A 24,069-nucleotide genomic window follows, 5' to 3' on the forward strand; every position below is an offset into this window, starting at 1 on the left:
CTCTTCATCTCCTGACGATCTCTTGTGGGAATGCACTTTGCTGCATGGCAGCCAGGCTTGGACGTAATGTGTTCAAGACTGATTGTGGATAGAGGCCGATCCAAAGAAGACAAAGGATCATCGAACCCAGGATCGTCCATTCGCGAAGACGCATGTCCGGCAGACTCCAATGATGCACGTTCGGACCATGGAATGCTCCCTGAGCGAACCTCAAACCATAGAGAGTGGCCGCGAGAAGACCCAGGGTCGCCACGGCGGTGAGACCGATGCTAGCTCGATACGTCCCAAGCAGGACGAGAAATTCACCCACGAAATCGCCGAGTCCTGGAAGTCCGAGCGAGGCCATGGCAAACAGAAGCCCCGCCCCGCTGAGCGTAGGCATGGTCTCCCAAAGACCACCCATCTGTGATATCTCGCGGGTGTGCATCCTCTCCTGAAGCAGGCCGGCAAGAACGAACAATGCGCCCGTACTAATTCCATGGCTGATCATCTGGATCACAGCCCCTTCGAGCGCAATCTCATTTCCCGCGAAGACTCCGAGCAGCACGAATCCCATGTGGCTGACGCTGGTGTAGGCTACGAGACGTTTGATATCGGTTTGAGCGACCGCAAGTACTGCTCCGTACAGAATTCCGATTACGCCGATCGTCATCATGAGAGGAGCCAATTCGCGCGACGGTCCCGGAAAGAGAGGCAGCACGAAACGGATCAGCCCATACGCGCCTGTCTTCAGCAGAAGCCCAGCCAGAATGACGCTGCCGGCGGTGGGAGCTTCGGTATGTGCATCCGGGAGCCAGGTGTGGAATGGGAACGCGGGCAGCTTCACCGCAAACCCAACGAAGAATCCAAGCATCAGTAGACGTGCTGAACGGGGCGACAACGGTGTGTTGAGCAGATGTTCGTAATCGAAGGTGAAAACGCCAGTCGCGTGCTGGTGGAGAACCGCCAGCGAAATAATCGCTATCAGCATCAGCAGACCGCTAAGCTGCGTGAAAAGAAAGAACTTCGTTGCAGCATATATCCGCCGTTCGTGACCCCATATGGCGATCAGCAGGTACATTGGCACCAGCATCAGCTCCCAGAACAGGTAGAAGACGAACAGGTCCGCAGCCAGGAACACACCGGTTATGCCTGCCAGCACCCAAAGCAGATTGAAATGGAAGAAACCAACTCGCTGCCGGATCTCCGTCCAGGACGAAAGAATGGCCATGATGCCTAGAAAGTAGGTCAGGACCAACAACGCCAGGCTAAGACCATCAAGGGCCAGATGGAAACGGATACCAAACTGCGAAATCCAATTTAAATTGCATTCTTCCAACCAGCGGCGCGTCGCCGGCTGCGACTGCCCAGTGCGGGTAATCCACAAACCGATGGTGACCGCCAGATTTGCTCCCACGCTTGCCACGGCGACCCAACGCGCTGCTGTTATATGTCGACGGGCGACGATCCCCGATGAGATACCGCCGACGAGAAGAATCAAAATCAGGCTGAGCAGGATCATCACGACACCTCATCGAGCAAAGAATGCGATCGCAAGGATCGCGGCAGTTCCCATAGCAAGTCCCATTGCATACCGGCGCACACGCCCAGTCTGCATCTGCCGCGAAGCACGATAGCCAAGTACGGCAATCTGCCCCAAGCCACGGACCGGCACATCCACAATGTCGCTCTTGTTCTTCCGAATCAGCCATTGGAGCGGGCGGACGAACAGCCGGTCATACACTTGGTCGAAGCCAAACCCTGCGAGGCAGAGCTTCGGCAGGAAACCCTGAGCGGGCACACGCGAACGCTGTGGTCCATAGAGAAGGTACGCCAGCGCAAGGCCGAGTCCGAACGACAAACTGGCGCAGAGCGCCGTAATGCTCTCGGTGATCGGCCCTATATGAACTTCCTCGAGCGGAGGCAATGCGCTGCTTAGAAAATTCGAGAGTGCCGGTGCGCCGCCAAAGTGTGGAGGAGTATCCACATATCCACCCATGAGCGATAAAACACAAAGTGCGACCAGGACGATGCGAACCAGGAGGCCGCTTTCCGCTTTGACGTGTGACTGCTGCGGGCCATAGAACGCCAGCGAAATCAGTCTGAACGTGTAAAGCGAGGTAAGCATAGCTCCCGTCATGCCTGCGATCCAGAACAACACATTTCCATTTGGACCCGCCCAGGACTGCCACAAGATGAGGTCCTTACTGAAAAAGCCAGCGGTGATCAGCGGCAGGCCTGCCAGCGCCGATCCGCCAATCACGAACGACCAGAATGCGAGTCGCAGCTCGAAGCGGAGCCCGCCCATGCGGTAGAGGTCCTGCTCGTGTACCGCATGAATGACGACTCCGGCAGCCAGAAAGAGGAGTGCCTTAAAGAACGCGTGCGTCATAAGGTGGAACATGGCCGCCGACCAGGCGCCCAGTCCAAGCGCGAGGAACATGTAACCGATCTGACTGATGGTGGAGTACGCAAGCACGCGTTTCATATCCCGTTGGGCAAGTGCGCTGAAAGCCGCCAGAAGCATCGTGGCGGTTCCAATGATCGCCACAGCAAGCTGGACAGGAGGAGCCAGCGTAAAGAGCACATGCGTACGTGCAATCAGATACACTCCCGCGGTCACCATCGTCGCGGCATGAATGAGTGCACTCGTCGGCGTGGGGCCGGCCATCGCGTCCGGCAACCAGGTTTGAAGCGGTAGCTGCGCGGATTTACCGACGGCTCCTCCCAGCAGCAGCGCTGCCGCCGCCACCGCGATGCCACTGCCCGAGCTCCACTGTACTAAGGCACGATGCATCAACTCCTGAATGTCCAGCGTTCCCAATCGGGTAAACAAGAGGAACAGCCCCACCGCGAAGGCGGTATCTCCAACCCGAGTCACGATAAAGGCTTTACTCGCGGCGCGAACGTTCACTGGATCCCGATACCAGAAACCGATCAGCAGAAAGCTGCAGAGTCCGACACCTTCCCATCCCAAGTACAGCAGAAGCAGATTATTCGCTAACACAAGTGTGATCATCGACGCCGCGAAGAGGTTCATGTAGGCGAAGAATCGCGCGTACCCTTCCTCCTCACGCATGTACTCAACGGAATAAAGATGAATCAGGAAGCCGACAAACGTAACAACCAGAAGCATAAGAAGCGCAACAGAGTCGAGATAGAGCGCGATTTCGGATTGGAATCCACCGCTACTCATCCACGTCCACAAGTGCTGGACATAAGCGTTGCCAGCAGGTGGCGACGTAATGAACTCTGCGCCGATCAACAAAGTAAGGGCTGCGGAAAATCCAATCGAACCTGCCCCGGAGATTGCGATGATTCTCCGGGACAACCGGGAACCGAACAGCGCGAGCAAGCCAGCGCTTGCAAACGGAACGGCGGCAACAAGCCACAGCAGTCGAAACATATCAGCCTCTCAACTCACTGGCCGCGTCCGCATCCAATGCGGCGTGCCGCTTGTGATACAAGAGTACGAAGCCGAGCCCGACTGAGACTTCGGCTGCCGCCATTGCGAGAATGAACAGAAACATTACCTGACCGTCCGGTTGCCCCCAGCGGGAGCCGGCCGCGACAAAGGCGAGGCCGCTCGCATTGAGCATGATCTCAATGCACATGAGCGTGAAGATCAGGTTGCGTCTCGTCAGAAGTCCGGCCAGACCCAGCGCGAACAAAATCGCTGCCAGAATCAGCGCGTGCTGCATCGGTACCTGTGGCATGTCGCTCCTCCTCCCTCGTAATTTCACGGTGTCCCAGATGACATGCGCCAACTAACCCCGCCATCAACAACAGGGACACGAGTTCGACCCCGATCCAATAAGTCCTGAATAGCGCCACGCCGACCTGCTTTGGACTCACTGCGTTCGTCAGCGAAGGCGTACTGCCGGATGTCACGGCGCAGTAAACCAGCTCTGCCAACAAGATCACGGCGAGAGTGGAAGGCCCATACCAGTTTCGAGGTCTCAGCCACCCGCGTTCCACTTCCATAGCGTGCTCAGCGACGTTGAGCATCATTACGACGAAAACAAAGAGCACCATGATGGCGCCCGCATAAATCATGACTTCAAGCGCTGCTACAAAAGCCGCTCCCAGAACATAGAAATCCACGGCGATGGCAAGCAGTGACACAACCAGGTAGAGCAGTGCGTGGACCACGTGACGCCGCGAGATGGCAAGCAGTGTAGCGATGACGGCAATAGTACCCGCGAGATAGAAAAGTGTGATCATGGCTCATCTTCAAGGCATCAGGCTGTGAGAGTCGACGGGGGCAGTTTCGTTCTCAGCTTCTCCCTTGTCCTTTCCTCCAATCGCGACTCCAGCTACGCGCCAGAAGTTGTAATCGGGATACTTTCCCGGACCTTCAATCTGAAGATCAGCTTTTTCGTATACGAGATTTTTCCGTTTGTACTCACCCATCTCGAAATCGGGCGTCAGTTGAATCGCATACGTGGGACACGCTTCTTCGCAATAGCCGCAGAAGATGCAGCGGGAAAAATTGATCCGGAAGAACTCCGGGGTTCTCCGCCCATGCTCGTCCTCAGTTGCCTGCAGGGAGATGCAATCCACTGGACAGGCCACGGCGCAGAGATTGCACGCGACGCAGCGTTCTCCTCCGTCAGGATCCTTCGTAAGGACAATACGACCTCGATACCGGGGCGCGAGATAGGGCTTTTCCTCTGGATACTGAACGGTCACACGTCGTGCAAAAGTGTGCAGCAAAACCATCCACAAAGAACGCACGAGACTAAGCACGGGGGACCTCCTTTATGCCCGGGCAAGCACAACAGCCCCGGTTACCAACAGATTCAACAATGCCAGGGGTAACATCACCTTCCAGCCCCAGGACATCAACTGATCAAATCGCGGCCTGGGAAGCGCCGCACGAAACAAGATGAATAGACAGATGAAAAACATCGTCTTTGCAGCAAACCAGAGCGGCCCGGGCAACACAGGCCCTAACCAGCCTCCGAAGAAAAACAACGCAATGCTCGCCGAGATCAGAATCACACCGATGTATTCCCCGACGAAGAACATGCCGAACTTCATACCGGAGTACTCTGAGTGAAAGCCGGCAATCAATTCGCTCTCCGCTTCCGCAAGATCGAATGGCAGCCGACGCGTCTCCGCCACGCCAGCGATCAGGAACAGAACGAAGCCGAGGAATTGAGGCACAATGAACCACATCCCGCGCTGCGCTTCGACGATATGCGAGATTCGGAACGAACCGGCCAGGATCACCACGCCTAACAGGGATAAACCCATGAAGACCTCGTAACTCAACATCTGCGCGGCAGCGCGGATGCCACCAAGCAGCGAGTACTTGTTGTTCGACGCCCAGCCCGCCAGAACAATGCTGTAAACGCCCAAGGAGGACATCGCCAGGAGAAACAGGACTCCAACGTCGAGGTCGGCAATGACAAATCCAGAAGCAAAAGGCACAACCGCGAACGAGATCAGTGCGGTAGCAACGATGATGGCGGGCGCGATAACAAAGACGGGCTTGTCCGCAAAGGGTGGAATCCAGTCTTCTTTGGTGAACATCTTTACCGAGTCGGCTACCACCTGTCCTAACCCAAATGGGCCGACACGATTGGGGCCATATCGGTCTTGCCACAAGGCAAGCAGACGGCGCTCCACCCAGATCAATCCAGCTGATAGATTGAGCACCACAAACAGAACCACCGCAATGATGACAAAGGGAAAGAGATTCCGCATCATGGAGCACCTCTGGATGGTTCAGCCGGGATCGGTGCAAGCCTGCAAAAAGCCGGCAGAACGATACCCTTGGCTGGCGACAGTCCAGCGGGCAAGCCGGCGACACCGCGAGGCAGGTCGGCTCGCAACATGACCTCTAGTTCGAAGAGCGACCCTTCAATGGATACTTTGATCCGCTCGCCCGCGCTCACCCCACTCTGCGAAGCCTCTACTGGATTCAACGCCACATAGGGGTGCGGGGACAGTTGAGCGATGCCCTGTGCGCGGAGGCTCAATTCCTCTGAACCGAAGATGTGAAAAATCGGGACCAGCATCCACAGGTCCGGCTGCCGCTGAAATGCCGCGGGAATCATAGAGCAATACTTCCAGCTCCGTTCAAGAGATGGCTCAATCAGACGGATCCCGGGATCACCGCCGCGTAATGGACCGCCTACCTCGGTTTGAAATTTATTGACCGATTGAATGGAGTTCCAACCGGGCGCCCAGAAAAAAGGAATCAACGAAGGCGGAGCCAATTCAGGCCCGGACTCCATCGAGAACGCCAGGGCAGAATCAGGATCGTCAGGCGGTTTTGGCTCATGCACGCTGATATTGGCTAGCATCGCAGTGCGACCGCTGTACCGGTTCGGCTCGCGTGCGATCTTGCCGCCGGCTTTCCGGGATGGAGCAACTCGTGGAATCGATGCAAATACGGGCATTTCTGAGGCCATAGCCGCAGTGAGACCGTCGAGGTTCTGCCACTGTGCCCCGTTCTCAGGGTCCGCTGCAATCGCTCCTTCGCGTAACCATCGCCAGCTTTCCTGCACGTCGGTGCTGGGATCGAACACCTGGAAGTGCCGCTGGGCGCGCCCTTCGTTATTCACGATCGTTCCATCAGATTCAGCATAGGTACCTACGGGCAATACAAGTTCGGCTGCCTCTGTAGTGGCGTTATCCAGATGATCGAGCACGACAAGGTGGCGGGCACCTTTCAGCAGGGATGACACCACGTCTGCTGGGCCACGGCGAAACAGATCATTCTCCAGGACGACCAGCGTGTTTGTCGGTTCGCTTTTGATCGCGGAGACAGCTTCTGAGAGTGGACGGGGCGCCATCAACGCGAGACCAAGACTGTTACACTCCGGCGCCGTGAAGCTGAGAGCCGCGTGGCGCCCCACCTTGCACAGCGCCCATGCAACCTGCGCTGCCGCTTCTATGACACTTTGACTGCCGCAGCTTGTACCGGAAACAACCAACGGGTGCTGCCCGCCAAGCAGCGCTGAAGCTATATCCGACGCCATTTTCTCCAAATCCGGTAGTAGCCCCGTCACGACGGGAGCATCGGGGTCGATCGCGTGGGCGACAGCGAAACCCAGGCGAGCCAGATCATCTGGCGCGGCACAATATGTCGCCGTCGCGATGTCGTCCAGCTTCGTCGCGTAAGAAGAAGCAATGTAGAGCGGCCCCTTCTCATCCTGCACAGCCTCGCGCACCGAATGGTCGAGCCACTCAGGAATGTGCAGTTTCTCCGCGATCTGCATGGGGGCCTGACGCACAGCCTGACGTAGCCGCAAAGCCATAATCGGCGCGACGTTTGTGACATCCTCGCCGAGCACGAACACAACATCCGAGTGCTCCACCTCATTAAGGGACGGTGATCGCGCCGGCCCCTCGCGCAGAATGCGGAGCATGGTCGAAAGAAGCTGCAACTCATGATCGGAAGTTCCAGCGAAGAACTGATCGGGGCCAACCAGTGTGCGCAGTGCGAAGTTGCCCTCGAGGGAAGCCCGTGGTGATCCGATACCGAACACTTTGCCCTCGCGCAGTATGGCGGCGAATCGTTCCAATGCCTCACTTTTCGTTGCTGCTTTACCGTTTAGCAGTGGATGGCGAATTCTCTGATTGCTCTCCACAAACTCATAGCCAAACCGTCCACGATCGCAAAGAAAGTACCCATTCACCTCGTGGTTATAACGATTCACGATGCGGCGCAGCGTGCCATATCGCTCGCCGGCAGTAGTATTGCAACCAAGCCCGCAGTGAACACAGATCGACGGCGCCATCTGCAGGTCCCACTTGCGTGTGTAGTGGCGCTTGAGTGTTGCGTCGGTAAATACACCCGTCGGGCAGATCTCAACCAGGTTCCCGCTGAACTCGTTTTCAAGAACGCCGTCTTCGTGGCGTCCAAAGTAGACCGTGTCGCGCAGATGAAACGCGTTCAGGTCGTCACCACCCGCGTATTCGCGATAAAAGCGCACACATCTCTGGCATTGGATGCAGCGGTTCATCTCATGATTCACCAGCGGACCGAGATACTGATTGCGAAACGTTCTCTTGCCAAAGCTATAAACGCGTGACCGGTGTCCGGTCATGACCGTCATGTCCTGCAGGTGACACTCCCCGCCTTCGTCGCAGACAGGACAGTCGTGCGGATGGTTCTGCATCAAACCCTGAATAACACCGGCGCGAAAGGCCGCGGCTTCAGGATCGATGATGGAGATGCGTGTGCCCTCGGCAGCGGGCGTCATGCAAGCCATGACGAGCTTGCCGGCGGTGTCTTGCTCGTTGCGGAATTGCTTAACAGCGCACTGGCGACACGCACCCACCGAACCCAATGCTGGATGCCAGCAGAAATACGGAAGGTCATACCCCAGCGAAAGACAGGCGTGCAGTAGATTCTGTTTCGGATTCACCCGTCTAAGCTTGCCGTCAATATAAATAGTCGCCATAGTCATCTCCAGGGACACCGATGTTCGTCGATGTGCCGGCGAAAATCTTCAGCGAAGTATTTGAGCGCGCTCTGCAGGGGCTCGACTGCTCCCGGTGCAAGAGCGCAGAAAGTATTGCCTGGAGCAAGAAATTTCGTCTGAAACATCAGCGTCTCCAGATCACGAGCGCTCCCGCGGCCTTGCTCCATTGCGAGCAGAAGCTTCTCCGTCCATGCCAGCCCGCTCCAACACGGGGTGCACCAGCCACACGATTCCTGCGCAAAGAAGTGTTCGAGATTCCAGACCATGCCGACGGGACACGTCTGGTCGTCCAGCACGACCATAGTTCCCGTGCCCAGTCGGCTTCCAACCTTCTGCACATTCCCGTAGTCCATCGGAGTGTCCAAATGCTCCTCTACAAGAAAGTCCGTCGACGCTCCGCCCGGAAGCAGTCCGCGAAAACGCAAGCCGTCGCGCATTCCTCCCGCATGGTTTTCGAGAATCTCACGCAGTGGCGTGCCCATGGGAAGTTCCCACAGTCCCGGGCGTTTGACTTTACCGCTGACACCAAACAGCTTTGTGCCTCCATCTTCGGTAAGGCTCAGATGTCGGAACCAATCAGGGCCTTTGTTCACGATGTGGTGAACATTGCAAAGCGTTTCCACATTCTGGACGATCGTTGGTTTTCCCCAAAGCCCGCAGACCTGAGGAAAGGGAGGCTTCGTTCGCGGATGCGCTCGCTTCCCTTCGAGTGCATTCAGCAGAGCAGTCTCTTCGCCGCAGATGTAACGGCCGGCGCTGGCATGAAGGTGGATTTCAAGACTGTAACCCGATCCGAGAATATTGCGGCCGAGATAGCCGCTTGCTTTTGCTTCGGCGATCGCTTTGGAAAGGCACTGGTTCGGGTACTCGTACTCACCGCGCAAAAATATATAGCCGATATCAGCCTCTATCGCGTATGCGGAGACGATCATGCCCTCGATCAACTGGTGTGGGTCCCTCTCCATCAACGCGCGATCCTTGAATGTCCCGGGCTCCATCTCATCGGCGTTCGCAACAAGGTATTTCGGATGCGGCGCATCTTTTCCCATAGGCACGAAGCTCCACTTCGTGCCGGTCGGAAAACCCGCCCCTCCCCGTCCGCGAAGATTCGATCTCTTTACCACTTCCGTGACTTCAGCCGGCTGCATAGTGAGTGCCTTGCGAAGCCCCTGATATCCACCGGCACGCTCGTACTCCGGAAGGCTCACCGCAGTTTTGTCAGGTCGAAAATTGCCTGTAAGAGGTTTCTCCATAGAGATGCCTATGTGTACTGCGTCAATATCTCTTCGATCTTCTGTTCGGTCAGATCTTCATGTAACGTTCCGTCGATCATCATGGCTGGCGCGTGATCACACGCTCCCAGGCAAACGATCGGCAACAAAGTAAATTGCCCGTCTGAAGTTGTGCCGCCAACCGGTGTTCCCAGCCTGCTGCAGAGGTGATCCCGCATTCTGTCAGAGCCCATGATCCAGCACGAGACGCTATCGCAAATAAGTGCGACGTGCCGTCCCACCGGCCTCCGGCGAATCAGGTTGTAAAACGTTGCTACACCGTCCAGGTTGGCGACGGAAAGCCGCAGGACTTCCGAGAGATCGCGCAGTTTTTCATCCGATACCCATCCCTGGCGCCGTTGAATGATCAGCATCGCTTCGATAGCAACGGCCTGGGTGTTTGGATAGTCGGCAAGTTTCGCGTCGATCTCCTCTCGTTCCTCAACAGTCAGCATCGTGTCACTCTTCCCTTTCTTTGTTCACCGGTCGATGTCCGCAAGCACGTAGTCAAGACTTCCCAGAATCGCCAGGAGGTCTGGGATCATCCATCCCCGGCATAGTTGCGGCAGCATCTGCATATGTGCAAACGATGGCGTGCGAATACGAGTCCGGTAGGAACCAGTACCTCCATCGCTTATCAGGTAGTAGCCGTTATTGCCTTTGGTTCCTTCGATCGCGGCCATGGCTTCGCCGGCCGGAATTACAGGACCCCAGCTCACGCCAAGGAAGTGATGGATGAGGGTTTCAATGTCATGCATGGTGCGAGCTTTTGGCGGCGGTGTGGCCAGCGGATGGTCTGCGTTGCATGGGCCACCCGGCATATTGTCGACGCATTGCTGGATAATCCTGAGGCTTTGGCGCATCTCCTCGACGTGCACGATCGCTCGGTCGTAACAGTCTCCTGTGCGCCCGACAGGGATATCGAATTCGAGCTGGCCGTAGCAGGCATAGGGTTGCTTCTTGCGAAAATCCCAATCGAGACCGCACGCGCGCAGGTTTGGGCCTGTCATGCCCCACTCAATTGCTTCCTCGATCGTGCAACTTCCAATGCCTTTCGTGCGCGCCTTGAACAGACGATTGCGCATGACAGTGCGGTCATACTCGTCGAGCTTGGCCGGCAGGTAATCCAAGAAGTCTCGGAAGAGGCGGTCCCATCCGTTTGGCAGGTCCTGGGCTACACCACCAATGCGGAACCAGTTGGGGTGCATGCGAGCACCGCAGATCGCTTCAACAATGCCAAGCGCTCGCTCGCGGTCGTTGAACATATAAAACACAGGCGACATCTGACCAAGATCCTGTGCGAACGTGCCGTACCAGACCAGATGGCTGATGATGCGAAACAGCTCCGCCATCATGACCCGGATCATCTGTCCACGCGGAGGCACGGTGATACCCGCCAATTTTTCGACCGCCATCAGGTAGACAAAGTTGTTCATCACGCCACCCAGATAATCCACGCGGTCTGTGTATGGAATATAGGTATGCCATGTCTGGCGCTCGCCCATCTTCTCGGCGCCGCGGTGATGAAAACCTATGTCGGGGATAGCATCGACAATTTCCTCGCCATCTAACTGCAGGATGATGCGCAGAACGCCGTGCGTGCCGGGATGCTGCGGACCAATATTCAGAAAAATGAAATCGGTATCCTCGTGTTGTCGCGACATACCCCATTCTTCCGGGCGGAACTGCAACGCGTCCTGCTCGGCGTCTTGCTTTTCGTCCGGCAGAGTAAAGGGGCCCATCTCCGTGGCGCGTGCCGGATGGTCCTTGCGCAACGGATGCCCCAGCCACGTCCTCGGCATGAGAATGCGCGTTAAATGCGGATGCTGGTTGAAGACGATCCCAAACATATCCCACACCTCCCGCTCATACCAGTTGGCCGCGGGACAGATGTCAGTGATCGTGGGGAGTGAGAGTTGATCCTGGTCGAGCGCTACCTTCAACCGGACATACTCGTTCCGTTCAAGCGAGTAGAGGTGGTAAACAACGGTGAAGTCACTCGGCGGCTGGCCGTCACGGTGTGTGCGGCCGCGTTCGTCAATTGCCGTAATGTCAAAAAACATTCTGTATGGTTTTGGAATATCGCAATGGAGCAAGCGCATGGCTTCATGGATGTCGATCTTCGAAACCCAGAACGTCGGAATTCCGTCGCAGGCAGGTTCGGGCGCAGCCGTAGGGCCAAGTTCATTCTGTAATCCCTCATCGACAACAAGGCTGCGCATCATACATACCGCCGTTACTGCTGCTAAACACTATCGGGAGTCCGGAGCACAGTAAGTAATTGGCGCTGTGCCTGTTTGGAGTCACGCATCGAAGGCATATCAGGCCGCTCCACTCCTTGCGGCCCGATGACCCAACTTAGAGGACGCTTTTCCTTTCCTATCGCGTCGCGTAATAGCAGAATGCCTTCCAGAAACGCGTCTGGCCGAGGTGGACATCCGGGGACATAGACGTCGACCGGGAGAATCTTATCGACGCCCTGCACCACGCTGTAGATGTCATACATGCCGCCCGAATTCGCGCAGGACCCCATGGAAATGACCCACCGCGGCTCCATCATCTGTTCATAGAGGCGCTTGATCACCGGCGCCATCTTGATAAAGGGCGTGCCCGCGATGACCATAAGATCCGCCTCTCGTGGCGTGCCGCGGATCACTTCAGCGCCAAATCGGGAGATGTCGTATTTGCTTGTAATGCTTGTGGCCATCTCCACGAAGCAGCAGGAGAGTCCAAAGTTGAACGGCCAGACAGAATTCTTTCGGCTCCACGCTACAAGATCATCCAGACGGGACAGAACAAGGGTTCGGCGGATAGCCTCATCAAGATTTCCATCGGCCTTCTCCGCCTGCAGAGAATCGGCAGGCCTGCTGATCGACCAGCGCATGGTACACCACCGTAACTAACTCACCATCCGTCTGCTTCCTTGTTTCCAATCAAGAGCGCCGACGCGCCACAAATAAGCGAGCGTCGCAAGCAGTACCGTGATGAATAGCAGTACCTCGGCGTAACCAGACCATCCGGTTTCTCGGACAGCGCCCGCCCAGGCAAATAAAAACACCGCTTCGAGATCGAAAATAACGAAGAACATCGCGATCAGATAAAACTTTGCGGAGAACCGCACTCGCGCAGAACCTTCTGAGAGGATGCCAGACTCGTATGGGGAACCGGTAGCTCGATCATGGTGCCGTTGACCCAGAACATAGGACAGGCCCAACATGACCATCACAAGCATGCCGACGAGTACAACATAGACTGCTAGCGGCCAAAAGTGCATGGTCCCCGCCCCGGTGCAACCCGCTTGCGCTGCACTGACGCGCGATTCTATACGAAACAGGTAAATAAGGCAACATACAACATAGCAAAACCGAATTGACCACCCTGGAACGCGAAAGCATTTTCCTGGGGGTGTAGAGTAGGGTTTCCGCATCTATGGGCGTTTTCCGCAATGAAAACGCCGCTGCGCGCTCCTTCCGGGATACCCAGCAACAGGAAAAATGCTTTAAAAATTCCGGTTTGCAAGGGTACATTTTGGACTACTCTGTTACCCGACGTGAAGGGCGCCCAACGATGGGATCTTCTGCGGATCGTCGGGTCATCGGTTTCGGCACTACGTTGCGGCGGGACGCATGGTGGGTGGAACTATTGCCCGTCATCGCCGTTCTGAGCGCGTTCGGAATCTATGCCACCTTCCGGGCCTTCGAAGGAAAGTTCTATGCCTGGGGACCTTACCTCTCGCCGTTTTACTCTCCGCTGATCGACCCGCAACATCACTGGTGGCGATTTTCTCCGGCTCTTTTGATTCTGGCCGGCCCGCTCGGATTCCGTGCAACCTGCTACTACTATCGAAAGGCCTACTATCGAGCATTCTTCCTGCATCCCCCCGCTTGCGCGGTAAGCGAAGGAGGCAGAGGAGCGTACGGCGGCGAGACTCGTTTTCCGTTCATTCTGCAAAACCTCCATCGCTGGTTCCTTTACCTTGCGTTGGTATTTCTCGCCGTCCTTTGGTGGGACGCAATTCGCGCATTCTTTTTCCAGGATGGCTTTGGAATCGGCGTGGGTTCACTCGTCCTGCTAACAAACATAATTCTGCTCACTCTTTACACCTTCTCTTGCCACTCCCTGCGTCACCTGGCAGGGGGAAAGCTTGATTGCTTCTCTTGCACGAAGTTTGGCCCTCCGCGTCACACGGCCTGGAGTTGGCTCAGTCGCTTGAATGAGCGCCACATGCTCTTTGCATGGGTGAGCCTCTTTTCAGTGGGCCTGGCCGATCTCTACGTGCGCATGGTCTCTGCGGGGCTGCTCAAGGATATTCGGCTGCTGTGACCTCAAGATACGAAGTTCACGAACACGACGTGCTCATCATCGGCGCGGGCGGCGCTGGTCTTCGCGCTGCAATTGAAGCCCTGGCCCAGGGCGTCCGCGTCGGTATTGTGTGCAAGTCCCTGCTCGGCAAAGCACACACAGTAATGGCCGAAGGCGGTATTGCCGCAGCGATGGCCAACGTGGATACATCCGACGACTGGCGTGCGCACTTTCGCGATACAATGCGCGGCGGCAAATTCCTGAACAACTGGCGCATGGCGCAGCTCCACGCTCAGGAAGCTCCTGAGCGCGTGCGCGAACTGGAACAATGGGGAGCTCTGTTTGATCGCACCGAGAACGGCGACATCCTGCAACGGGCCTTCGGCGGCCATACGTTTAAACGGCTGTGCCACGTCGGCGACCGCACCGGGCTGGAGATGATTCGCACCTTGCAGGACCGCGGTGTGCACCTGGGTATCGACGTATATATGGAGTGCACGATCACACGGCTGCTCAAAGACGGCAACCGCATCGTGGGCGCTTTTGGCTATTGGCGTGAACAGGGCCGCTTCGTCGTGTTCAGGGCGAAGTCTGTTGTGATTTGTACGGGGGGCATCGGCAAGGCCTGGAAGATCACCTCAAACTCCTGGGAATACACCGGTGACGGTATGGCGCTCGCCTATGAAGCCGGCGCCGATCTGATGGACATGGAGTTCGTTCAGTTCCATCCGACTGGCATGGTCTGGCCGCCGGGAGTTCAAGGCATCCTGGTGACTGAAGCCGTGCGCGGAGAGGGTGGCATCCTCCGTAACAAGAACGGCGAGCGTTTCATGGAACGCTACGATCCCAAAAAACTTGAACTTTCTACCCGCGACGTGGTGGCACGCTCGATCTATACCGAAGTGCGCGAGAATCGCGGCACCGAGCACGGAGGCGCCTTTCTCGACATCTCTCACAAGCCTGCCGACTATGTAAAGCGAAAGCTGCCCAGCATGTATCACCAGTTCCTGGAACTGGCAGATGTGGATATCACCAGGGAGCCGATGGAAGTGGGACCGACCTGTCACTACATGATGGGGGGCATCCGCGTGGACGCAGAGACGGCGCAGACATCCATCCCGGGGTTGTTCGCAGCAGGAGAGGCCGCTGCGGGCCTGCACGGAGCAAACCGGCTGGGCGGCAATTCACTTTCCGATCTACTGGTGTTTGGTCGACGAGCGGGACTGGCGGCCGCGGAACACGCCAGGCGAAGCGAGACGCTAACGATCGATTCCTCCCATATCGAAGAATCCGTCCAGCAAATGCTCGCACCGTTTGAACGGCTGGATGGCGAGAGCCCCTACGCCATTCACAGCGATTTGCAGGCCACTATGCAAAGCCTTGTTGGCATCTTTCGTTGTGAGGAAGACCTTCGCCGAGCTTTGTCGGAGATTGAGACACTGAAAGAGCGTACGGCACGCGTGCGTGTTGAAGGCTCACGGCTCTTCAACCCAGGCTGGCACCTGGTGTGGGACCTGCACAGCATGTTGACCATAGCTGAAGGCGTGACCCGCAGCGCGCTTGCACGCCGCGAGAGCCGCGGCGCGCATAGTCGCATTGACTACCCAGCCCTGGACGATACGTGGGGAAAGAAGCATAATGTCGTGGTCAAGAATGCCGGCACGATGACGCTCGTCGATGCCCCCGTTCTTGAGATGCCAGATGATCTGAAGCAATTGCTGGCAGAAGATAGCGGAGCGAAATAGCGGAGGCTGGCCATGGCGGAGGTCCCGTTCGCAGAGGCAACGTTGCAAATCTTCCGGGGTGACCGCGAAGACGGCAAGACCGTTGACTATCGAGTGCCGCTCGTTCCCGGGATGGTAGTGCTCGACGCGCTTCACTGGGTTCAGTCGCATCAGGCGCCCGATCTGGCCATCCGCTGGAATTGCAAGGCGGGAAAATGCGGCTCATGCTCGGCCGAGGTCAATGGCCGGCCGCGGCTCGCCTGCAAAACACGCATGGACTCTCTTCCACTCGATCAGCCCATCACCATCTTTCCGATGAAGGCTTTCCCCGTGATCAAGGATCTGGTGACTGACGTTTCCTGGAACTTCAGCGTCAATCGGAAGATCCCTCCTTTCCAGCCACGGGCCGGTGTCGTGTGGAAGATGGATCAACGGGACGTCGATCGCGTACAGGAGTTTCGCAAGTGCATTGAGTGCTTTCTTTGCCAGAATGTCTGCCACGTCCTGCGCGACCACGACAAGCAGGAACAATTTGGCGGGCCGCGCTTCTTCGTGCGAACTGCTTCCCTTGAGATGCATCCGCTCGACGGCGTCTCCCGGGCACACGTGTTAAAGGAGGAGCTTGGCATCGGCCTCTGCAACATCACGAAGTGCTGCACCGAGGTCTGCCCCGAAGACATCCATATCACCGACAATGCCATCATTCCGCTCAAGGAGCGAGTGGTGGACGAGTTCTATGACCCGCTGCTCATGCTCGTCCGCAAAATCCGCAGCGCAAAAAAAGTCTAGGCGTGGAGGAAGCGCCATGGAATACAAACTCAAACGCATTTCAACAGCGGGGATCGCCGAGGCTATCGCGAAGGCGGAACTTTACCGCTCGCTTAACGAACCAGAAGAAGCAGAGTCGATCTGTCGCGATATCCTGACCATCGAACCTCAGCACCAACGCGCATTGCGTTTACTCGGGCTCACTCTTACGGATCAGTTCACCGGGGGCTCGTCCGATCGTTACCGCGAAACGGAACTGACCTTCCAGCAGCTCAACGACCCCTACGAGCGACTCTACTACTCTGGGATTCTGTCCGAACGGCGCGCAAAAGCACAGCTCAGCGCAGGACAACCACCGGAGATGCTGCTGGTGCTTTTTGAAGAAGCGCTGCACTTTTTCGCAGAAGCTGAAAAGGTCCGTCCGGCTGGAAACGACGATGCTATCCTTCGCTGGAATCGTTGCGTACGCCTGCTCCAGAACCCAACGTATGTGTGGGATATATGGAAACAGGAACGTGCCCCGTTCGATGCCCAGGACGCACCACCAACCTAGGGTGTGTCGTCAAACTCGTGCCGTCAGCGCCGGGAGCAGATTTTTACGAGATCGAGGAGTGAGGAGAGAACTGTAGCCGGCCTACTGGAACGACGAGTGACGAAGAGATCGGGAATCGGGGTCCCCAGTCAGCTTTGCTGGCTGGGGTGAAGAAAATCTGCCCCGGCCCTTCGGGTTGCGACGCAACGCTGGCGACAGGAGTTTGACGACACACCCTAGGGCAACGTTGAATTCACTTCCGTTCTGGAGAGGTTTGCAACTCAGTCGATGCGCAGCAGAAGCTTGTTCATGACCGTGCCCGATGCGTGTCTAGGGCAGAGATGTAGGCTCTGTCTCACACTGAACTGGCCGAGGTAATTCAAACGCACGTTGGCCGAGGCCTATCACCTAAAAGTGACGGATGAAGTTGCGCAGCCGGAATCGAAGCCTTAGCCCAACTTCTTTTGAGAGTTCCATCACGCCGTAGTGTCAGGGGTGGAGTTAGAACACCAAAAGACAAAAGTTTCGATGGCTTTGCTACGCCCGAATCTGGTTATGCCAACGGATCGTTCGTGCTAGCGCATCGTCCAGGCCGAACCGAAGTTCGAGACCAAATTCCCTCTCCACATCGTCAACGTTCGGCACGAAATACGATTTCCTAGCGTTGAGCATGGGCTTGCCCTTGTTGATAGCCACGTCACTTGCTGCCAGAGTCCGGATTTTCTCAGCGAGATTTAGAAGAGAGATACCCTCCGGACTTCCCAGGTTGTAACTCGCTCCCGGCTCACCGGATATGAGGAGATTGAGCAGCCACCAAGCCATATCGGCGCCATACATGTAGCTACGGACTGCAGTGCCGTCTCCTTGAATCCGGATCGGCTGCTTGGCTGTGACATTCCCGATGAAGTTGTTGACCGCCCATGGTGCATCGATTGGTTGATACGGACCTACAAATGAGAAAGGGCGCACATTCAGAATAGGCATCCGATACTGATTGCGATAGATGGCGCACAAAGATTCCGCGTAACGCTTTGCTTCAACGTATGCGGTTGAAAAGCTGTTCGGGTCGAAGCCTTCAAAGCGGCGTCCTGTTACAGCCTCATCCTCAGAGTGATAGCCGTATACATACCCCGAGCTCACGTTTAGAAGGCCTTGCAAGGCAGGTAGACGTGACGCGCACTCCAGTATCGTCTGCGTTCCTTGCGTAATCGTCCGCGACGCATGAATCGGCTGTGAGTTATGTACTCGTAAATCGGGCGAAGCAGCTGCGTGGATGATCCAGTTCACATTCGCAGGCAGCTCGTGCACCGACCGAATGTCATCCTGAATAATGGTGTTCTGTTCGCTCTCATAAAGATGTGGAGCGGACTTTCGCGCATAGCCGAAATCTGTCGCCAGCAAAAGCAGCTTGACGTTCAACTTCCGTTCACGCCTGAGGTAAGTGAACACCTCCGTCATCCAGATCCCCATGAATCCCGATGCGCCGGTAATCAACACACAGCTGTTCTCAAGCTTTGAGAGATCAATCGGCGTTACGACCCGCTTCAGATCGTCCTGCAGAAATTGCTGTCGCATCTGCAACTCTTCACTCATCTCAGCCTCTTCCACTCAATTCATTCGCGACTTCAATAATCATGTCTTCTTGCCCAGCCACAACCTTTCGGCGGCCGAGCTCAAAAAAAATATCTCTTGGGTCGAGACCRTATTCCGCGGCAATGCGGTTGACTGGTTTCACATAGCCGGAAAATACACCGGCCAATCCACTGACGATACTCACAGAAGAAATTGTCGGCAGGGATTCGACCAAGCGCTTTTCAGAGAGGTCGCCGGCATCAAGAATCTTGTACAGATCAATGCCGGTATGTATGCCCAGCTTCTCGAGAACGGCAATCAGTGTCTCCAATTGTGTATTGCCCGCCCCAGCGCCAAATCCTCTAGCTGTCGCGTCCAGAATGGACGCTCCTGCATCGATGGCAGCAAGTGAATTTGCAACCGCCATTCCAAGATTGTTATGTCCATGAAATCCGACCGGAATGCCAAGCGCATCCACAAGTGCTTGAATGCGCGCTGTCACTTCAGCAGGCAAATAGGCACCTGCAGAATCCATAATGATCAGCGCTTCGGCTCCATATGCTTCCATCTTTAGAGCTTCTTCCACTAAAACTTCCACCGAAGCCATGTGCGTCATCATCAACACACCAAACACTTCGCGGCCGTTTTCCTTGATGAAGGAGATGTGACGTTCTGTGATATCAGCCTCGGTGCAATGTGAGGCGATACGAAATACATCTACGCCGACATCTATCGCCAGCCGCAGATCCCGATGAATTGTGGCAAATCCTGGAATGACGTGGACGCCAAGCTTTGAATTGGTCAACGCCTTGCGAGCGGCTTCTAAAGCGCTTTTGTCATCCGCCTTTGCCAGGCCAACCTGCAAAGAGGAAGCGCCAAGGCCATTGCCATGGCCAACCTCAACAATAGGCACTCCGGCAGCATCGGCGGCGGCAGCATATGCCGCGATTTGTTCCACGCTGAGCTGGTGCCGGATCGCGTGGTTGCCATCGCGGAGAGTCGGATCGCAGATAAGGATGCTACGTTCTTGCTTTGGCATAATGCTCCGCCGTGGCGATTGCCGCGCAGTTGATGATATCCAGATTTCCTGCATAGGCCGGCAGATAATCTCCCAGGCCATTCACCTTCACGGTAACAACGACTCGGCCGTCTTCGATCAGTGGTCCCACCAGCAGACGGTAGCCAGGTACATATTCCTGTACTTTCGTTACCATGGCTGCAATGCTCTGAGAAATGATCTCCAGATTTGGGGATGCTACCTGCACGAGAATGCTGGTCTGCATGTCGACACACGGCACTGCTGGGTTCAACGTTAGAATTGCCTTCGCAGCCTTGACGCCGGAAAAACTCTTGATCGCCGCTTCCGTCGTGTCGATGTATTCATCCAGGTTGATCCGAGTGGCAGGTCCTGCGCTCCGCGAAGCAATGTGCGAAACCACTTCGACATACGCAATCTCTTTCTGGACCTGAGAGATCGCATACACAATCGGAATGGAAGCCTGTCCGCCGCAGGTGATCATATTGAAATTCGGTGTCGCCGATATGCTGTCAAGATTGATCGACGGTATGCACATCTCGCCGATCTTCGATGGCGTCATGTCGATAACAAACTTACCCAGCGACTTCAGGATTGGCCAATGCTGCAGATGTGCCAACGCCGATGTGGCATCCACCACGATGTCGCAGCAGTCAGGATCATCTTCAATTGCCTTGATGCCCTGATCCGAAATCTTCACACCAAGTTCATTCGCTTTCCGCATGCCCGCCGAGCCTATATTGCGGCCGATGAAAAGCGAACAGGTGAGGTTTGGCGAACGAAGAATTTTAATCAAAAGATCGGTTCCAATGTTGCCACTGCCCAGGATTGCGACTCGAACCTTTTCGCGGGAACTCATAGTTGCACCCTCAGATTGCGAGAACTATTGTTTGCCTCGTTGGTTGGTGGCCCGCAAGATATCGAAATCAAGCGACCTCAATCTGCTTTGATTTGTCGTGAACGCCCGCGATCATGTTCTTCTCAAGTTCGTCACGGGGAATAAATGGTGAGAGGTCTTCCAGCGGAGGCGAAATCAGCGTACCGTTGCCAAGATTCGCCAGGGAGAGCTTAGGCAGGAAGGGCTGCTGGGGGTCCATAAATACTTCGCAGATGACGGGTCCATCATGCGCCTGCACCTGCGGGAGTACGGTCGCAACATCATCCCATGTCCTGATCTGATAGGCCGGGAAGCCGAATGCACAAGCCAGCTTACTGAAGTCCGGACAGGACACGCCGCTTGCTTTATCCGTGCCCACACGCGCGTGGCCATAGAAAGCTTTCTGGGTGTGCTTGATCATGAGATAACCGTCATTGTTGAAGATGAACAGCTTAATCGGCAGATTGTGGTGAGCCATTGTCTGCAACTCTTGCAGATTCATCATCATGCCGCCGTCGCAATTCAGGCACATCACCTCACCCCGGTCGGTCGCGAAGGATGCACCCAGTGCGGCAGGCAAACCGTACCCCATCTCCCCCAAACCGGTGGATGTCACCAGGCGTTGCCCCGGTTTGAACTTCAAAACCTGGTGTCCGCTCAAAAGAGCGGTTCCCATGTCGGTCGCAACAATCTGATCCGCCTTGAAGTATCGGTTTAATTCTTCCATAAAGGAGTAGGAGTTGATGTAACCCTCCGCGTCCTTGTGTTCGCGTTTGCGATCCACCCATGGATATTGCTGGCGATACGAGTTGCACGTTGCAACCCAATCGCTATAGTCCGGTAATCTGCCAGCCTCTGGATGGGCCAAAACACCCGCAATAAACTCCCGTGCATCTGCGCAAATCGGGAGGTCTACGCGACCTTCCAGCTTGGCCAATTCCGTCGGATCGATATCCACGTGAACCAGCTTGCCTGCGCGAACGAATTCCGTAAGGTCGTACCCCACCTGAGGCACTGCCAGACGTGTGCCAATCGCTACAACCAGATCCGCATTCTGCAACACAAAGTTTGCACAGCGCTGCCCGTACACGCCCGCCCGCCCATACACCAGAGGGTGGTCGGAGTCGACCATGTCGATTCCCGCCCATGAAACAAGCGAAGGCACATTCAATTTTTCAATCAGGGGCTGAATGAGACTTTCGCCCCCCGCCAGGCGAATTCCGTGTCCAAGCCACAGAAGGGGACGCTTCGCATGGTTTAACATGTCCAGCGTCGCTGCCACCGACTTCTGAAGAGGATCTGGCTTGCTGGTATAACCCGGCACAAACGTCCGTGCAGGTAATAATTCCGGATCGACCAACTTGTCCTGTAGATCCATCGGGATATCGAGCCAGCAAGGACCGGGACGGCCGGAACCCGCCACCTCAAACGCAGAGGAGAGTTCTTCACCAATATCCATCGGATGCTGCAGCCGCGAAACCCGCTTACAAACGCTCCGCACCAGACCGCTGCTGTCATACCCTTGCACGCCCCACATGCGCAGCGGATTGTCCACGTGCGTGTGCTTCGACGCCTCGTTGCCAGAGATTACGATTCCAGGAATCGAATCCGCCCAGGCACTCACCACGCCTGTAAGCCCGTTCGTCGAGCCTGCGCCCGTCGTCAGGAGGCTGGCCGTGATCTTTCCCGAGATACGGTAGTAAGTTTGCATCGCCATACAGGCAGCCTGCTCATGATGAACACAAACGATTTCAGTGAAACCGCGCGCCGCGATTGCTTCGAACAATCGTACATTTCCGGCACCGATGATGCCGAAGACATGACGAATCTCGCGGTCGGCCAGAAAGTCGGCCAGATATTCACTAACTTTTTTTTTCATTTAGCGGTACCTTGCAGAAGTGGAATTCGCAGCTGGCTCACTCCTTAAACCTAGCATGAGATGAACTACGGCCCGGACAGCAGATGGGCGGTGGCGACGAAGGGTGCAGACCAACGGATACCATTGCATCTGTAGCTCTCAACAGAAAGTGGGCGTGACTTGCTGGAAAAACCGATACAAGCTCCTGCAAAGCCTTTACCGGCTCGAGACCTTGAGCTAATCCTGAAAGCAGTGGGGTCAGACTGGGAGCAGCTCCGTAACCAGAAGATCTTCATCACTGGAGGAACAGGTTTTTTCGGCTGTTGGCTTCTTGAGAGCTTCATAACGGCTAACCGCGCCTTGAACCTGAATGCAGAGGCAGCAGTTCTCACACGCGATCCCGTCGCATTCGCCGGTAAGGCTCCGCACATTGCATCGGACTCCTCCATTCAACTCATTGCTGGCGATGTGCGCACCTTTAATTTCCCGACAGGTGACTTCCCATTCATCCTTCACGCGGCAACCGAGGCAAGCGCCAGCCTTGCAAAAGAGCGCCCTTTAGAAATGCTGACTACCATTGTCGATGGCACTCGCCGTGTCCTGGAATTTGCTGAGGCAAGCAAGGCTCGCAAGTTCCTGCTCACCAGTTCCGGTGCTGTTTATGGCGTGCAGCCTTCCGAAATAACCCATGTGCCGGAAAGCTACTTGGGCGGTCCCAATCCGGTCGACCCAGCATCGGTCTACGGCGAAGGGAAGCGTATTTCTGAACAGATGTGCGTCCTTCATGCTGCCCACAGCAACTTCGAATGCAAAATTGCGCGCTGCTTTGCTTTTGTAGGCCCGCACCTTCCGCTGGATGCGCATTTTGCCATTGGAAATTTTCTAGGCGACATTATGCAGGGCAAAAAGATCCACATTGGTGGAGATGGTACGCCGATGAGGTCATATCTCTACGCCGCCGACCTTGCTATATGGCTTTGGAAGATGTTGTTTGTTGCCCCCGCCGGTCAAGCCTACAACGTAGGTTCTGACGAAGATTTATCTATCCTGGATCTGGCTCAAACCATGGTTGCTACTCTAGGGCAAACCACCGCGATCGATGTCGCTAAGGTGCCCGTCCCCGGCGCACCCATCCTTCGCTATGTCCCTGCAATCACAAAGGCACAAAGAGAACTGGGTTTACACCCGTCTGTGGGTCTCAGAGAGGCTATCCGCCGTACAGCTGAATGGCATGGCTTCCCGGTCACAAAGTAAAAAACCCACATTTCGTGGGCTAGAGCATTTTTCCTGTAGGTGTAGTGCAGGGCTCATGCATCTATGGGCGTTTTCCGCAATGAAAACGCCGCTGCACACTTCCTCCGGATACCCAGCAACAGGAGAAATGCTCTAAATAGTACCGATGATTCCTATTGGTTGCGGGGGTAGGATAAGCCCAATGACTCGCATTGTCCTGGTCAACCACGATAAAGGTTGGTGCGGGCGGAGGGGAAATGCTGGGACGGACGGAACGTTTCCAAAGAAATTCATTGGTGCCCGGAGGGGGACTTGAACCCCCACGTCGCTTTCGCAACTGCGGATTTTAAGTCCGCTGTGTCTGCCGATTCCACCATCCGGGCACGCCTCTTAGATGCTATCGCAACTAGAGTATTTCCCTGCGGGTGTGATGTAGGGCTTCCGCATCTATGGGCGTTTTCCGCAATGAAAATGCC

The 24,069-nt window shown here is 55.9% G+C and carries 21 protein-coding genes and 1 tRNA gene; 5 read left to right on the forward strand and 17 right to left on the reverse strand.

What is annotated here, in order from left to right; translation table 11 throughout:
• Positions 1–4 precede the first annotated feature (4 nt).
• The 12 genes from nuoM to ndhC are packed head-to-tail and all read right to left on the reverse strand — an operon-like array spanning position 5 to position 13,118.
• Positions 5–1,501, reverse strand: coding sequence for an NADH-quinone oxidoreductase subunit M (gene nuoM / locus AB4Y89_RS15160; RefSeq protein WP_442301840.1), 1,497 nt, complete (start codon positions 1,499–1,501; stop codon positions 5–7).
• A gap of 9 nt (positions 1,502–1,510) precedes the next feature.
• Positions 1,511–3,385: an NADH-quinone oxidoreductase subunit L gene (gene nuoL, locus AB4Y89_RS15165; protein ID WP_442301775.1), complete on the reverse strand. Its 1,875-nt coding sequence runs from the start codon at positions 3,383–3,385 to the stop codon at positions 1,511–1,513.
• Position 3,386: 1 nt separating this feature from the next.
• Positions 3,387–3,695 carry an NADH-quinone oxidoreductase subunit NuoK gene (nuoK, locus tag AB4Y89_RS15170; protein WP_442301776.1) on the reverse strand — a complete coding sequence of 103 codons (309 nt, stop codon included), beginning with the start codon at positions 3,693–3,695 and terminating at the stop codon, positions 3,387–3,389.
• Positions 3,583–4,203, reverse strand: coding sequence for an NADH-quinone oxidoreductase subunit J (gene nuoJ / locus AB4Y89_RS15175; RefSeq protein ID WP_442301777.1), 621 nt, complete (start codon positions 4,201–4,203; stop codon positions 3,583–3,585). Before nuoJ ends, nuoK begins: the two co-directional genes overlap by 113 nt.
• Positions 4,204–4,212: 9 nt before the next feature.
• Positions 4,213–4,728, reverse strand: coding sequence for an NADH-quinone oxidoreductase subunit NuoI (nuoI, locus tag AB4Y89_RS15180; RefSeq protein ID WP_442301778.1), 516 nt, complete (start codon positions 4,726–4,728; stop codon positions 4,213–4,215).
• A gap of 12 nt (positions 4,729–4,740) precedes the next feature.
• Positions 4,741–5,694 (reverse strand): NADH-quinone oxidoreductase subunit NuoH, encoded by a 954-nt coding sequence (gene nuoH, locus AB4Y89_RS15185; protein ID WP_442301779.1) that lies wholly within the window; start codon positions 5,692–5,694, stop codon positions 4,741–4,743.
• Positions 5,691–8,399 carry an NADH-quinone oxidoreductase subunit NuoG gene (gene nuoG / locus AB4Y89_RS15190; RefSeq protein WP_442301780.1) on the reverse strand — a complete coding sequence of 903 codons (2,709 nt, stop codon included), beginning with the start codon at positions 8,397–8,399 and terminating at the stop codon, positions 5,691–5,693. Before nuoG ends, nuoH begins: the two co-directional genes overlap by 4 nt.
• A gap of 2 nt (positions 8,400–8,401) precedes the next feature.
• Positions 8,402–9,673 carry an NADH-quinone oxidoreductase subunit NuoF gene (gene nuoF, locus AB4Y89_RS15195; protein WP_442301781.1) on the reverse strand — a complete coding sequence of 424 codons (1,272 nt, stop codon included), beginning with the start codon at positions 9,671–9,673 and terminating at the stop codon, positions 8,402–8,404.
• A gap of 8 nt (positions 9,674–9,681) precedes the next feature.
• Positions 9,682–10,146, reverse strand: a complete 465-nt coding sequence (nuoE, locus tag AB4Y89_RS15200; protein ID WP_442301782.1) for an NADH-quinone oxidoreductase subunit NuoE — start codon at positions 10,144–10,146, stop codon at positions 9,682–9,684.
• Positions 10,147–10,170: 24 nt separating this feature from the next.
• Entirely contained in the window at positions 10,171–11,916 is a 1,746-nt protein-coding gene (gene nuoC / locus AB4Y89_RS15205) for an NADH-quinone oxidoreductase subunit C/D (RefSeq protein ID WP_442301783.1), read from the reverse strand.
• Positions 11,917–11,936: 20 nt separating this feature from the next.
• Positions 11,937–12,575, reverse strand: coding sequence for a NuoB/complex I 20 kDa subunit family protein (locus tag AB4Y89_RS15210; protein ID WP_442301784.1), 639 nt, complete (start codon positions 12,573–12,575; stop codon positions 11,937–11,939).
• A gap of 15 nt (positions 12,576–12,590) precedes the next feature.
• The gene (ndhC, locus tag AB4Y89_RS15215; protein WP_442301785.1) at positions 12,591–13,118 is read right to left on the reverse strand and encodes an NADH-quinone oxidoreductase subunit A; all 528 of its coding nucleotides are present in this window, start codon (positions 13,116–13,118) and stop codon (positions 12,591–12,593) included.
• Between the two features lie 2 nt (positions 13,119–13,120).
• On the opposite strand from ndhC, the gene AB4Y89_RS15220 reads away from it, so the two are divergent.
• Genes AB4Y89_RS15220 through AB4Y89_RS15235 form a run of 4 tightly spaced genes read left to right on the forward strand, consistent with a single transcriptional unit; the run spans position 13,121 to position 17,038 of the window.
• Positions 13,121–14,014 (forward strand): succinate dehydrogenase, encoded by an 894-nt coding sequence (locus AB4Y89_RS15220; protein ID WP_442301786.1) that lies wholly within the window; start codon positions 13,121–13,123, stop codon positions 14,012–14,014.
• Positions 14,011–15,738, forward strand: a complete 1,728-nt coding sequence (locus AB4Y89_RS15225; protein ID WP_442301787.1) for an FAD-binding protein — start codon at positions 14,011–14,013, stop codon at positions 15,736–15,738. Before AB4Y89_RS15220 ends, AB4Y89_RS15225 begins: the two co-directional genes overlap by 4 nt.
• 12 nt (positions 15,739–15,750) lie before the next feature.
• A complete protein-coding gene (locus AB4Y89_RS15230) occupies positions 15,751–16,506 on the forward strand; it encodes a succinate dehydrogenase/fumarate reductase iron-sulfur subunit (RefSeq protein ID WP_442301788.1) in 756 nt (251 codons plus the stop codon).
• 16 nt (positions 16,507–16,522) lie between these two features.
• Positions 16,523–17,038 carry a hypothetical protein gene (locus tag AB4Y89_RS15235; protein ID WP_442301789.1) on the forward strand — a complete coding sequence of 172 codons (516 nt, stop codon included), beginning with the start codon at positions 16,523–16,525 and terminating at the stop codon, positions 17,036–17,038.
• A gap of 516 nt (positions 17,039–17,554) precedes the next feature.
• On the opposite strand, the gene AB4Y89_RS15240 is transcribed toward AB4Y89_RS15235, so the two are convergent.
• The 4 genes from AB4Y89_RS15240 to AB4Y89_RS15255 all read right to left on the reverse strand — a co-directional run bounded on the left by AB4Y89_RS15240 (position 17,555) and on the right by AB4Y89_RS15255 (position 22,381).
• Complete coding sequence (locus AB4Y89_RS15240) at positions 17,555–18,610, reverse strand: NAD-dependent epimerase/dehydratase family protein (protein WP_442301790.1); 1,056 nt, start codon at positions 18,608–18,610, stop codon at positions 17,555–17,557.
• A gap of 1 nt (position 18,611) precedes the next feature.
• Entirely contained in the window at positions 18,612–19,628 is a 1,017-nt protein-coding gene (gene dmpG, locus AB4Y89_RS15245; protein ID WP_442301791.1) for a 4-hydroxy-2-oxovalerate aldolase, read from the reverse strand.
• Positions 19,609–20,484 carry an acetaldehyde dehydrogenase (acetylating) gene (locus AB4Y89_RS15250; protein ID WP_442301792.1) on the reverse strand — a complete coding sequence of 292 codons (876 nt, stop codon included), beginning with the start codon at positions 20,482–20,484 and terminating at the stop codon, positions 19,609–19,611. Before AB4Y89_RS15250 ends, dmpG begins: the two co-directional genes overlap by 20 nt.
• Before the next feature lie 67 nt (positions 20,485–20,551).
• Positions 20,552–22,381, reverse strand: coding sequence for a thiamine pyrophosphate-binding protein (locus tag AB4Y89_RS15255; RefSeq protein ID WP_442301793.1), 1,830 nt, complete (start codon positions 22,379–22,381; stop codon positions 20,552–20,554).
• 159 nt (positions 22,382–22,540) lie between these two features.
• On the opposite strand from AB4Y89_RS15255, the gene AB4Y89_RS15260 reads away from it, so the two are divergent.
• Positions 22,541–23,614 (forward strand): NAD-dependent epimerase/dehydratase family protein, encoded by a 1,074-nt coding sequence (locus tag AB4Y89_RS15260; RefSeq protein WP_442301794.1) that lies wholly within the window; start codon positions 22,541–22,543, stop codon positions 23,612–23,614.
• 273 nt (positions 23,615–23,887) lie between these two features.
• Here the strand turns inward: AB4Y89_RS15260 and AB4Y89_RS15265 are convergent.
• Positions 23,888–23,976 (reverse strand) — tRNA-Leu (locus AB4Y89_RS15265).
• Positions 23,977–24,069 lie beyond the last annotated feature (93 nt).

This window comes from Terriglobus sp. 2YAB30_2 (genome assembly GCF_052114765.1).
In the GTDB taxonomy this organism is placed as follows: domain Bacteria; phylum Acidobacteriota; class Terriglobia; order Terriglobales; family Acidobacteriaceae; genus Terriglobus.